The organism is Chromobacterium sp. S0633 (assembly GCF_024158805.1).
Classification (GTDB): domain Bacteria; phylum Pseudomonadota; class Gammaproteobacteria; order Burkholderiales; family Chromobacteriaceae; genus Chromobacterium.
The window spans coordinates 41,735-54,141 of record NZ_JAMZGH010000009.1 but is presented as its reverse complement, the minus strand read 5'-3'; the positions used below and the strand labels follow the sequence as shown (position 1 = coordinate 54,141).

Genomic DNA, 12,407 nt, shown 5'->3' with positions numbered 1-12,407 from the left:
TTGGAACGGGCGCTTAGTGGCGTAGATAGGCGAACAGCCCCACCAGCGCGATACAGGCGATCAACGCCGCATGCAGCAAGACTTCCTCCTGTCGGGCGCTGAGCCGCCATTTGACATGGCGTTTGCCCGCCAGGGGCAGATTGGGCGAAAAATGCTGATAAAACGCGCTGGGACTTCGATCTGCGGAATCGGGATGGCCGCTTTTCATGAGAAATAACTCTGAAGTTGTCGGGTGTAAGCAATTTTACACCCGCCACTCTATGCTTTTTACATTTTTTTCACAAGTTCGGCTTGCCGGCCGGCGGCCCGGCTATTTATTCGCCGCCGGGCTGACCCAGGTCAAACGCCTACGCCGCCCGCCTGGAAGCCCGTCAACACATTCACCGCGTTGACGCCGATATCGTCCACCATATAACCGCCCTCCATCACGAACAGCGTCGGCAAGCCCAGCCCGGCGATGCATGCGCCCAGGCGCAGGAAGTCTTCGCTCTCCAGGCGGAACTGGCTGATCGGATCATCCTTGAAGGTGTCCACGCCCAGCGACACCACCAGCGCGTCCGGCGCATAAGCGGCTATTTGCCCGCAAGCGTGGCGCAAGGCTTCGCCGTAGGCCGGCCAGCCGGTGCCGTGCGGCAGCGGGTAATTGTGATTGAAGCCCAGGCCGGCGCCCCGCCCCCGCTCGTCGCGATGGCCGGAAAAATACGGGTAGGAGGATTTGGGATCGCCGTGCAAGGACAGAAACATCACATCGTCGCGCTCGTAAAAAATGCTCTGCCCGCCGTTGCCGTGATGGTAGTCCACGTCCAGCAAGGCCACCCTGGCCGCGCCGCCGTCCAGGCAGGACTGCGCCGCGATCGCCGCGTTGTTCAGATAGCAGTAGCCGCCCATATACTCGGCGGCCGCGTGGTGGCCGGGCGGCCTGCACAGCGCGAAGGCGCTCTTCTCTCCCGCCAGCAAGGCGTCCATGCCGGTCAAGGCCACGTCGGCGCTGGCGCGCGCCGCCCTCCAGGTGCCGGCGGTGATCGCCACCCCGGCGTCCATCGCGTAAAAACCCAGCTTGCCGTCGATGAATTCGGGTTCGATGTCGCCGCGCAGATCCCGCACCGGCCAGATCAGCGGCAAGGCGTCGTGGCTGCGGCCGGCGGCGGTCCATTCGTCCCAGGCCCGTTCCAGAAAACGAACATAGCGCCGGCTGTGCACGCGGGCGTAACGTTCGCTGTCGTATTCGCTCGGCGCGGCCACCGGGCCCAGCCCCGTCGCCCTCACTCGCGCCAAGATGGTGTCGGCGCGCCCCGGCTGCTCGAAACAGGGCATCAACACCCCGTCTTTCAACTCGCAACCATGGTGCAGATGGTGCGCGTCGCTGTAAATCGTCAACATCGCCGTCCCTCCTGTCTCGCTTGAATAAGGCAAGGCCCCAGTATGCGCCGCGGCCGCTGGAATAGTTTTGCTTTTGCCCCGCCTTCGACGCTAATCTGGAGCAAGAAAGCAATATTGAAAGCGATTGTTGAGCATGAATAGACTCAAAACTCCGCTGGATGATACGGATCTGACTCTGTTGCGCTTGCTGCAGCAGGACGGAGCGATGTCCAACCCCAAGTTGGCCGAACGGCTGTCCCTCAGCGTCACCCCCTGCTGGCGGCGGCTGAAGCGGCTGGAGGAAGCCGGCTACATCAAGGACTACCAGGCCAATCTGGATCGCCGCAAGCTGGGCTATGATGTGCTGGCCTTTGTCCGGCTCAGCTTCGGCCAGCACGCCGACGACGCGCCCAATCGTTTTGAAGACCGGATGCGGGAGCGCCCGGAGGTGCTGTCCTGCCACAAGATCACCGGCGACGCCGACTATCTGCTGCAAGTGGTCGCGCCCAATCTGGACGCGTACAGCGACTTCATCGAAACCGTGCTGCGCCGCACCCCGGGCCTGCACTCCATCCACTCCAGCCTGGCGCTGCGCGAAGTCAAGGCCGGCAGCCGGCTCCCCATCTAGCGCGCTCCGGCGCAATGGAAGAACCCGCCCATGATCACCGTCCACCACTTGAACAATTCCCGCTCGCAACGCGTGCTCTGGCTGCTGGAGGAGCTGAACCTGCACTACCGCATTCAGCACTACCAGCGCGATCCGCTCACCCTGCTCGCCCCGCCGGAACTCAAGGCGGCGCACCCTCTGGGCAAGTCCCCGGTGATCAGCGACGGCGAGCTGACCCTGGCCGAATCCGGCGCCATCGTCGACTACCTGGTGGACACCTACGGCTCAGGCCGGCTCAAGCCCGCCGCCGGCGCACCGGAGCACAGCGACTACCTGTTCTGGCTGCACCACGCCGAAGGCTCGCTGATGCCGCCCTTGGTGATGAGCCTGGTGTTCTCGCGGCTGGACCGGCCGCCGGTCCCTTGGCTGCTGCGGCCGCTGGCGCGCAAACTGGCCGCCGGCGTCCGTCGCGCCTATCTGCAACCGCAGCTGGACGCGCTGCTCAGCCATGCCGACCGCTGTCTGGCCCGCCACGGCTGGTTCGCCGGCCCCGTCTTCAGCGCCGCCGACATCCAGATGAGTTTTCCGCTGGAAGCCGCGCGCGCGCGCGGTTATCTGAATCGGGAACATCCGCATGCGCTGGACTTCCTTCGCCGCGTCCATGCGCGGCCGGCCTATCGGGCCGCGCTGGAAAAAGGCGGGCCTTACGCTTACGGCGACGATTGATTCCTGCTGAAACCGGCTCAAAGTCTGCCGCGCTTCGTGAAGCCTTGCAGGGTGAGTGCGAGCTCAACAGGCTCATGCGCCACGAGCAATTCCGCTCTTACGCTCGTTTTCGCCTTGTCTTGTTCTGGCTCGCGAGACTTTGAACCGTTTCTTATATTAATAAACGGCGAATATCCGCCGCATTGAAGACCCGGCTTCAGGCATTGCGACGCCGTTTTTCATTCCATCCCATGCCCATGGCTTATTTAGTGTTGCGCCGCACACAAAAATGTAAAAAAGTTTGATTCAGGATTGCCTATCCTCGTAAAGCCCCCTATAATCCGGGCATCTCAAATACTGCAAAGGTTCATCGTGGACAACGACGGAAGTAGTCGATCTTGTATCGCAACGCCGTCTTGCAGGATTTAGCAGAACCTTTTCTCTGCCACATCCTGCAATGACAGGGTGTGGTGTCTAAAATTCGGCAACAACGCACATCAGCGACCCGCCTAGCGCGCGGCCCAGTGCGAGCCGGAACCCAGGCCGAACGGCCAAGCTTTTCAGACATCCCCAGATTCGCGCCGCGCAGGCGGCTTGCCGCCTGATTGCGCACGGATTCCCTTTGACGGCGTTTGCCTTCGGATTTCGTCGCGTCCTCCTTGCATCGCCAATGGGAGGAATCATCATGCGCTTGATCACTAAACTGGCAGCCCTGCTGCGCCCAGGCAAAACCACCGCCCCGGCCGCCGTTTACCAGTTGAACATTTTTTGCGTCCATGCGGACCTGACCATGCTGCGCGTGCAAGCGGCCAAGCAATTGCACGCCCGCGGCCTGGAGGTGGAACGCATCGCCCTGACCGCCGGCGACAACGACCTGGCCTGTCTGAGCGTGCTCTTCGCCTGTCCGGACGTGGCCAGCCGTTGCCTGAACCAGCTAGCCGCGCATTTTTGCCAGCTGCCCCAGGTCAACCGGGTTCACTGGGCGCGCCACGCGCAGCGCCCGCGCGTGCCCAACCGCGCCTTTTTGCTGGCCCAACGGGCTCATTTGGCGCACTGAACCCACCCCGACTTCCCGCGCGCGGCCATGTCCGCGCGATCCCACTAAACGCAAACGCTGCCAGCCAGCAGGAGGTTCCGATGTTGATAGAAGACCCTGAACCGCGACCGCGCCGGCCCTTGGCGAATTGCTGATCTGAGCCCCTCCCTTATTGCGACAACGGGACCGGCCAATTAGCCGCCGCCGACCATCGCAATCGACCATTAAATTATTTTTATTTCTGCGTCTATAAAACACAGAAAGGGAATAATGCTGTCCGTCGCATTTTCAAAATGAAAATGAGGGAGTGAAATATGCGCCACAATAAACTGGCTTGGTTATTCAATTATCTCGCGCGCAATCCAAGCAAACGCCAAGACGAAACCAGCTGCCACCTGAATGTGATTTGCGACATCCCGGTCATTACCGCGCTGCGCAAACAACTATTCTGGGAAATGCACACCCTGGGCCTGGCGGCGACCCACGTCGCCATCACCCCGGCCGCCGCCTCCGGACAAGCCTGCCTGAGCGTGCGCCTGGATTGCCCGGTCGCCCTGCGCCGCGCCTTCAATGAAATGGCGCTGCGCCTGAGCAAGATGCCGGAGATTCACCGCGTCCGCTGGGGACGCCGCAAGCCGGAGACGCGGGCCACGCCCCGTCGCTGGGCGGCCAGCGCCTGAGCATCCATTGAGTTCAACCCCACCGCCAAGAAAGGCCAGCCATGTCTGAAGAACCGGAACCCCGATCTTGCAGACCCGAGGCCGCCCGCACCGCCTGATCTCCTCCGCCTGACGGCGGCGGGATAGGCCCGCGCGCCTCGCCACCGTCAAAAACAACCCTGTCATCGCATGCCGCCAGGCAGGGGCCGGCACGTCCGCACGCGACGGAAGCCGGATCGCAAGGAGATCGCCATGAACGACATCATCCGCCACAACATCCGGCCGCAGCGCTATCAACTGTCGGTCATCTGCCCCACGCAAGCGGTCAAGGCCGCGCGCCGGGAAATCCGCGCCGCCGCCCAAGGCCACGGGCTGAAAGTGTCCAGCTGGAACGAAACCCTGCTGGCCGGCGAATGCCACGCCTCCGGCGCGCCGGCCAACTGGATGCTGGCCACCGAGTTCCGTTCCCGCGGCGACGCCTCCATGCATTTCCTGGAAGCCGTCATGCAGCGGCTCGGCAACCTGCCGCTGGCCCGGGTCCGGCTGGACATCCTGCCCGGCCAGGTCCGGCCCGAGTGGTCCGCCGGAGTCCGTCCGCTGGCCCAATCCTGATTCACCCTCCCGCGCCGCCCAGCCGCGGCGGCACGGGCCTCAAGCCCACATGAAGGAAACACCATGACCGACGACAGTTACCCGCTACCGCCCGCCCTGCACACACCGACAACAACGCAGGCGGGCGCAAAACAACAACCCGGAACATCCGCAACACCCGCCGTGCTGCGTCCGCCAGATACCAGGCCGGCCTGAACAGGCCCGACCGCTCTGCGCGAAACAGGCGCGCAGGAGACGAAACAATGACGAAACACACTAGCAGCCGACACAAGCTGAAAGGCTATGTCGCCACCCCAGGCGCAAAACAGGAAAAACCGGTTATCCGCGCGGTACAGGAAGCCGAAAGCTCCGTGGAAGAAACCTTGCAACGCGTGCGCGGCCACCAGGACGGTCTGACCATGGCGGAGGCGCATCAGCGCTACGCCCAGTTCGGACCCAATGAGGTGGCCCACGACAAGGCTCCGCACCCGCTGATCCAGCTGGCGCAAGCGTTCAAGAACCCCTTTGTCGTGGTGCTGATGGTGCTGGCCGCCATCAGCTATTTCACCGATGTCTATTTCGCCAGCCCCGGCGACGAGGAATGGACCGGCATCATCATTCTGCTGACCATGGTCGGCATCAGCGGCCTGCTGCGTTTCTGGCAGGAATTCCGCTCCGCCAAGGCGGCGGAAAAGCTGAAATCGCTGGTGCGCAACACCGCCACCGCGCAGCGGCGCCCGGCCAACGGCAGCAGCCCGATCCGCCAGGAAATCGCGATGAGCGAGCTGGTGGTGGGCGACATCGTCCACCTGCAGGCCGGCGACATGATTCCGGCCGACATCAAGCTGATCGAATCCCGCGATCTGTTCATCAGCCAGGCGGTGTTGACCGGCGAAGCGCTGCCGGTGGAGAAGTACGACACCCTGGGCGCGGTGGCCGAGAAATCCGCCAACGGCCAGGCCAAGGGCGACGCCGATCTGCTGGACCTGCCCAATGTCTGCTTCATGGGCACCAATGTGGTCAGCGGCAAGGCGTCCGCCATCGTGGTGGCCACCGGCACCGACACCTATTTCGGTTCGCTGGCGCGCAGCGTGGTCAGCCACAAGCGCGTGGAAACCAGCTTTGACCGCGGCGTCAACAGCGTATCCTGGCTGCTGATCCGCTTCATGCTGGTGATGGTGCCGGTGGTGTTCATGATCAACGGCCTGACCAAGGGCGACTGGATGTCCGCCCTCACCTTCGCGCTGGCGGTGGCCGTGGGCCTGACCCCGGAAATGCTGCCGATGATCGTGTCCGCCAACCTGGCCAAGGGCGCGGTGGCGATGGCGCGGCGCAAGGTGGTGGTCAAGCGGCTGAACTCGGTGCAGAACTTCGGCGCGATGGACGTGCTGTGCACCGACAAGACCGGCACCCTGACCCAGGACAAGATCATCCTGGAACACCATTACAATATCCATGGGCTCAAAGACGAAGGCGTGCTGCAACTGGCTTGGCTGAACAGCTTCCACCAGAGCGGCATGAAGAACCTGATGGATATTGCCGTGGTGGAGCACGCGGACGAACTGGGCAGCCGGGTCAAGCCGGACGGCTATAACAAGGTGGACGAAATGCCGTTCGATTTCGTGCGCCGCCGCCTGTCCGTGATCGTGGAAAACCAGCGCGGCCGCCAGTTGATGATCTCCAAAGGCGCGGTGGAGGAAATGCTGGCCGTCTCCAGCCATGTTCAGGACGGTTCGCAGATCAAGCCGCTGACCGCCGAGGAGCGCGCCGCCCTGCTCAAGCGCAGCCAGGACTACAACGCCGAAGGTTACCGCGTGCTGCTGGTCGCCACCCGCGACATCCCCGCCGAAGAAGCCAAGCGCAACTACAAGACCAATGACGAGGCCCAACTGGTGGTGCGCGGCTTCCTGACCTTCCTGGATCCGCCCAAGGACTCCGCGGCGCCGGCCATCCGCGCGCTGAAGGAATACGGCGTGGCGGTCAAGGTGCTGACCGGCGACAATCCCATCATCACCGCCAAAGTGTGCCGCGACGTCGGCCTCAGCCCCGGCGTGCCCTTGATCGGCAAGGACATCGAGGCGATGGACGACGTGGCGCTGTGCAGCGCGGTCAAGCACACCACCATCTTCGCCAAGCTGACTCCGCTGCAGAAGTCCCGCGTGGTCAAGGCCCTGCAGGCCAACGGCCACACCGTGGGCTTCCTGGGCGACGGCATCAACGACGCGCCGGCGCTGCGCGACGCCGACGTCGGCATCTCGGTGGACAGCGGCGCGGACATCGCCAAGGAAACCGCCGACATCATCCTGCTGGAAAAGAGCCTGATGGTGCTGGAAGAAGGCGTGATCAAGGGCCGGGAAACCTTCGGCAACATCCTCAAGTACCTGAACATGACCGCCAGCTCCAATTTCGGCAATGTGTTCTCGGTGCTGGTGGCCTCGGCCTGGCTGCCTTGGGAGCCGATGCTGGCGATGCACCTCTTGATCCAGAACCTGGTCTACGACGTATCGCAGATGGTATTGCCCTGGGACAAGATGGATCCGGAGTTCCTGAAGAAGCCGCGCAAGTGGGAAGCCAACAACATCAAGCGCTTCATGCTGTGGCTGGGCCCCACCTCCTCAGTGTTCGACATCACCACCTACACGCTGATGTGGACGGTGTTCGGCGCCGGCGCGGCCTACTACGCCGGCCTGGCCCACGGCGTCAGCGACGGCGGCGCCAGCATCATGCACTCCGGCTGGTTCATCGAAGGCCTGGTGTCGCAGACCCTGGTGGTGCACATGCTGCGCACGCGCAAGATCCCCTTCCTGCAAAGCACCGCCTCGCTGCCGGTCCTGCTGTCCACCTCGGTGGCCATCGCCATCGGCTGCTACCTGCCGTTCTCGCCGCTGGCGGACAGCATCGGCTTCGTCAAGCTGGACCCCAGCTACTTCTGGTGGTTGCTGGCGACCATGCTGGGCTATATGACGCTGACCCAGATCGTCAAAACCCTTTACATCAAACGCTACGGCCGCTGGTTCTAAGCCAGTGCGTCCAAAGCCGTCCCAACCCCGCTTGCGCGGGGTTTTTTTACGCCGGCGCCGGCCATTCCCAGCGTCTTGCCGCGCTGGCACAATCGCCCCATCCCTCACGATAAGGAAATCCCATGCATCTGCCCTCTTTGCGCCGCGCCCAGCAAGGCCTGAAAAGCCTGCTCGCGCTCTCCATCGCCCTGTTCGGCCTGCTGGCGGCCAGCGGCAATATGCTGGACTACGACAGCAATTGGCAGTTCGTCCGCCATGTGCTGGCCATGGACGGCATGGAACCCTGGTTTAACGGCCACGCGTTGAAAAGCCGAGCCATCACCAATCCCGGCTTGCAGCAGGCCGCCTATCTGGCCATCATCGCCGGCGAGCTGCTGTTCGGCCTGATCTGCGCCTGGGGCGGCTGCGCCATGCTGCGCGGCGCGCTATGCGGACGCGAGGACGCCTATCTGCGTGGCAAGACGCTGTTCACGCTGGGCTGCGTTCCGGCGCTGCTGGTCTGGTACACCGGCTTCGCGGTGATAGGCGGAGAATACTTCGCGATGTGGGCCAGCCAGTGGAACGGCCAGATGAAGGCCTACGCCTTCATCGGCTTCATCCTGCTGAGCCTGGTCTACCTGTCGCAGCCGGAAGCGGCGGAGCGCTAGCCGGCCCGGCAACGGCGGCGGCCCTCGTATATCATGAACCATGCCGACTTCCGCATCCGCGCCATGATGTCCCGCCGCCTCACCCTGCCCGCCCGCATCAGCCGCTGGCTGTTGATCGGCGTCGCCGCGCTCCTGCCGCTGGCCGTGATCACCCCCATCGTTTACTGGCAGGAAAGCAACCGACTGCGGCAGCAGGCCACCCTGCAGACGAGCCAGGCGGAAAACATGCTGGATCTGATGCTGGACTACGCGGAACAGGCCACCGTCACCGTCGCCCCACTGACCGGCCAGCCGTGTTCGCGGATTGAACAGGCGCTGCGCAAACAAGTCACCATCGTGCCCTTCATCCGCAGCGTCACCCTGGAACGCGACGGCATTCTTTATTGCTCCTCGCTGTTCGGCGTCTACCACCGGCAGATTTCGCCGCCGGACACGCCGCGGTCGGCCACCGAACTGCGCCTGATGTCCGGCAACGAGCTGACGCCGGACCGGCCCTTGATCATCTACCGCAAGCAAGCGGGTCCGACGGCCATCTACATCGCCATCGACGGCGTGCATCTGCAGTTCAGCCTGGACATGGCCAGCGACTACAGTCCGGTCTATATGCGCGTAGGTCCGCACTGGATAGGGCCGGACCACGCGGTACACCTCAACCCCAGCCCGTCCTTCGATCTGCTCACCATAGAACGCGCCTCCCCCCGCCACCCCTATGCCGTGATCAGCGGCTTCAACCACCGCGACCTGTACCGCCAGATGGCCAACAGCTACGAGCTGGTGTTTCTCAGCATGGCGGCCCTGGGTCTGGTGCTGGCCGCCGCGCTGCGCTGGCAGCTGAACCGGCCGGCCTCGCCCACCGTGGAATTGCAGCGCGCGCTGGACAACGGCGAGTTCGAGCCCTTTTTGCAACCGGTGGTGCGCTCGGACGGGCTGGGCTGGCAAGGCGCGGAGGCGCTGATGCGCTGGCGCCATCCGCGCGACGGCCTGATCCGGCCGGACCTGTTCATTCCTCGCGCCGAGGATTGCGGCATGATCGTGCCGATGACGCGGCAGATGATGCGCCAACTGGCGCGGACCCTGGGGCGGAGCCGGCTGCCGCCTCAATTTCACCTGGGCATCAACATCACCGCCGCTCATCTGCGCGACGACGTCTTGCTGGGGGACTGCCGGCAATTTCTCGCCCACTTCCCGCCCGGGGGGCTGAATCTGGTGCTGGAGTTGACGGAAAGAGAGATGGTGGAGCCCACGCCGGAGGCCTGCGCGCGGCTGGCGCGGCTGCGCGAGCTGGGGGTGAAGATCGCGATAGACGATTTCGGCACCGGCCATTCCAGCCTGGTCTATCTGCAACAGCTACCGCTGGACGGCATCAAGATAGACAAGAGCTTCACCGCCAGCATAGGCGCAGACGCGCCGTCCAGCCACATTGTCGACAGCGTGGCGGAGCTGGCGCACAAATTGAAACTGGAAATCGTGGCGGAAGGGGTGGAAACCGAGGCCCAGCGCGCCTACCTGACCCGCCTGGACGTGGGCTGGCTGCAAGGCTATCTGTTTGCGCGGCCGATGCCGCTGCGCGAGTTTCTGCTGCGCCCGGAACTGGACGCCGCGCGGGCGGCGGCGTCCGACGCCGACGCGGCGCCTTAGAACCTGTTTACGATCTGCCGCGCGTCTGAGCCCGGCTCTTAGCGCCGGCTTTCCTTGCAGTCGTCCAGCAAGGCCTTGTCGGCGATTTCGTCGCGCAGCGAGCCTTCCGGCCCCTTGGTCCACCAGCTGTATTGCTCGGCCGCGTATTTGGCGCCGGAACCGGACAGCACATTGCTCAGCAGCATGGTCTTGCCCTTGATCGGCAATACGGCGAAGCTCTGGCCGTTCTTGACGTTGTAATACTTGACCGTCAGCTTGGCGCCGTCGGCGCAGACGTAGTTGACGATCTGGCGCTGTCCGGCCGGGATCTCCGGCAAGGTCAGCGGTTTGGCCAGCGCGGCCGCGCTGCTCAGGGCCAGTACGGCGAATACGGCGGATTTCATCATTTCACTCCTGTTCTTGGCTGCCGGCCGCCGGCCATTCGGCGGCGACCGGGGATAGACCGCGGCGCGGCGGCTTCGTTCGCCTCCGCCATGAAAAAGCCCGCCTGACGGCGGGCTGGAAGGCGTGCGCGACGGCTCAGCCGTGCATGCGGGCGAAGTCCTGCATAAAGTTGGCCAGCGATTTGACGCCCTCGATCGGCATCGCGTTGTAGATGGAGGCGCGGATGCCGCCCACCGCGCGGTGTCCTTTCAGCTGGATCAGGCCGTTCTTGCGCGCTTCCAGCAAAAAGGTCTCCTCCAGCGCTTCTTCCTTCAAGCGGAACACCACGTTCATCCGCGAGCGGAACGGCGCGTCGATATGAGTGTGGTAGAAGCCGCCGCTGGACTCGATCACATGATTGAGCAAGCCGGCCTTTTCCTCGTTGCGGGTGGCGATGGATTTGACGCCGCCCTGCTCCTTCAGCCATTTGAACACCAGGCCGGAGATGTAGATCGGGAAGGTGGGCGGCGTGTTGTACATGGAATCGGCGTCGGCGTGCACCTGGTAGTTGAGCATGGTGGGCAAATCGGCCCGCGCCTTGCCCAGCAGATCTTCGCGCACGATCAGCACCACCAGGCCGGACGGGCCGATGTTTTTCTGCGCGCCGGCGTAGATCAGGCCGAACTGGCTGACGTCCACTTCCCGCGACAGGAAGTCCGAGGACATGTCGCAGACCAGCGGCACGTCCGGCAGGCTTTGCGGCACGAAGGGGAATTGCAGGCCGCCTATGGTCTCGTTGGAGGTGTAATGCAGATAGGCCGCCTTGGGATCGCGCTGCCAGCCGGCTTCGTCCGGCACGTAGGCGAAATTGCGGTCTTCGCTGCTGGCCGCCACGTTCACCTTGGCGTAGCGGCGCGTTTCCTTGATCGCCAGCTTGGACCAGTGGCCGGTGTTGACGATGTCCACGCTGTCGCGCTCGCCCAGCAGATTCAGCGGCACCTGGGAAAACTGCAGCGAGGCGCCGCCTTGCAGGAACAGCACTTTGTAGTTGGCGGGAATGCCCATCAGCTCGCGCAGATCGTGCTCGGCGTCATGGATGATCTCCATGAACTCCTTGCCGCGATGGCTCATTTCCATCACGCACATGCCGGAGCCGTGCCAGTCCAGCATTTCGCTTTGCGCTTCGGCCAGCACCTGGTGCGGCAGCACGGCGGGGCCGGCGGAGAAGTTGTACACTTTGGCCATGTTCATCCTCTATTTGCGTTGACGGCCCTTGGCGCCCGCACCGGCGAACTTTCGGGCCTTGGTATGCGACAAGGCCCGATCGCGAAGCGCCGGGCCTTTGTTATAGCTTACTGACTGAGCAGGAAGTGGGCTCTCGCCACGGCAACCGGCTTTCGCCGGTCTTCTTGCCAGGCTTCGATCAGCACATTGGCCACCCGCTTGCCCTGCTTGGTGATCTCGCACTTGGCGTACAGGGTTTGCGGCCGGCCCGGACGCAGATAGTCCAGCGAGAAATCGACGATTTTCGGCGTTTCCAGCGATTCGCGGTTCCACATCAGGTGCAGCATCGCCGAGCTTTCCAGAAAGCCGCCGATCAGCCCGCCGTGCAGCGCCGGCAAGGCGGTGTTGCCGACATTGCGCTCGGAAAAGGGCAGCTGAAACAACAGCTCGCCGGCCTCGTCCTCGCCCAGCTCCACCCCCATCAGCTTGATGTAGGGCAGCTCTTCCACGATGAGCGCATAGGCTTTTTGATCGCGCAGCGCGTTGAAACGTTCCATG

Annotated in this window: 13 protein-coding genes; 8 read left to right on the top strand and 5 right to left on the bottom strand. The window is 63.6% G+C overall.

Annotation, left to right across the window (positions count from 1 at the left end):
- Positions 1-13 precede the first annotated feature (13 nt).
- Both NK214_RS08690 and NK214_RS08685 read right to left on the bottom strand, forming a co-directional pair.
- A complete protein-coding gene (locus NK214_RS08690; RefSeq protein WP_107799178.1) occupies positions 14-208 on the bottom strand; it encodes a hypothetical protein in 195 nt (64 codons plus the stop codon).
- A gap of 131 nt (positions 209-339) precedes the next feature.
- Complete coding sequence (locus NK214_RS08685; RefSeq protein WP_253314241.1) at positions 340-1,380, bottom strand: histone deacetylase family protein; 1,041 nt, start codon at positions 1,378-1,380, stop codon at positions 340-342.
- 133 nt (positions 1,381-1,513) lie between these two features.
- Between NK214_RS08685 and NK214_RS08680 the strand changes: the two genes are divergently transcribed.
- The 8 genes from NK214_RS08680 (at position 1,514) to NK214_RS08645 (ending at position 10,262) form a co-directional block, all read left to right on the top strand.
- Positions 1,514-1,987, top strand: a complete 474-nt coding sequence (locus tag NK214_RS08680; RefSeq protein ID WP_227108254.1) for an Lrp/AsnC family transcriptional regulator — start codon at positions 1,514-1,516, stop codon at positions 1,985-1,987.
- A gap of 30 nt (positions 1,988-2,017) precedes the next feature.
- Positions 2,018-2,692 (top strand): glutathione S-transferase family protein, encoded by a 675-nt coding sequence (locus tag NK214_RS08675; protein ID WP_227108252.1) that lies wholly within the window; start codon positions 2,018-2,020, stop codon positions 2,690-2,692.
- Positions 2,693-3,356: 664 nt separating this feature from the next.
- A complete protein-coding gene (locus tag NK214_RS08670; RefSeq protein WP_048414716.1) occupies positions 3,357-3,728 on the top strand; it encodes a hypothetical protein in 372 nt (123 codons plus the stop codon).
- A 293-nt stretch (positions 3,729-4,021) separates the two neighbouring features.
- Positions 4,022-4,387, top strand: a complete 366-nt coding sequence (locus tag NK214_RS08665; RefSeq protein ID WP_107799182.1) for a hypothetical protein — start codon at positions 4,022-4,024, stop codon at positions 4,385-4,387.
- A 231-nt stretch (positions 4,388-4,618) separates the two neighbouring features.
- Positions 4,619-4,978 carry a hypothetical protein gene (locus tag NK214_RS08660; protein WP_107799183.1) on the top strand — a complete coding sequence of 120 codons (360 nt, stop codon included), beginning with the start codon at positions 4,619-4,621 and terminating at the stop codon, positions 4,976-4,978.
- Between the two features lie 242 nt (positions 4,979-5,220).
- The gene (mgtA, locus tag NK214_RS08655; RefSeq protein WP_107799184.1) at positions 5,221-7,977 is read left to right on the top strand and encodes a magnesium-translocating P-type ATPase; all 2,757 of its coding nucleotides are present in this window, start codon (positions 5,221-5,223) and stop codon (positions 7,975-7,977) included.
- A 122-nt stretch (positions 7,978-8,099) separates the two neighbouring features.
- Positions 8,100-8,624, top strand: coding sequence for a DUF2165 family protein (locus NK214_RS08650; protein ID WP_253314240.1), 525 nt, complete (start codon positions 8,100-8,102; stop codon positions 8,622-8,624).
- Between the two features lie 33 nt (positions 8,625-8,657).
- A complete protein-coding gene (locus tag NK214_RS08645; protein ID WP_227108246.1) occupies positions 8,658-10,262 on the top strand; it encodes an EAL domain-containing protein in 1,605 nt (534 codons plus the stop codon).
- 38 nt (positions 10,263-10,300) lie between these two features.
- Here NK214_RS08645 and NK214_RS08640 read toward each other — a convergent pair whose 3' ends face one another.
- From NK214_RS08640 to NK214_RS08630, 3 genes are all read right to left on the bottom strand, one after another.
- Positions 10,301-10,645, bottom strand: coding sequence for an MliC family protein (locus NK214_RS08640; protein ID WP_199225858.1), 345 nt, complete (start codon positions 10,643-10,645; stop codon positions 10,301-10,303).
- A 136-nt stretch (positions 10,646-10,781) separates the two neighbouring features.
- Positions 10,782-11,870: a 3-phosphoserine/phosphohydroxythreonine transaminase gene (gene serC / locus NK214_RS08635; RefSeq protein WP_107801767.1), complete on the bottom strand. Its 1,089-nt coding sequence runs from the start codon at positions 11,868-11,870 to the stop codon at positions 10,782-10,784.
- Positions 11,871-11,977: 107 nt separating this feature from the next.
- The gene (locus NK214_RS08630) at positions 11,978-12,406 is read right to left on the bottom strand and encodes a PaaI family thioesterase (RefSeq protein WP_371926199.1); all 429 of its coding nucleotides are present in this window, start codon (positions 12,404-12,406) and stop codon (positions 11,978-11,980) included.
- Position 12,407: the final 1 nt, after the last annotated feature.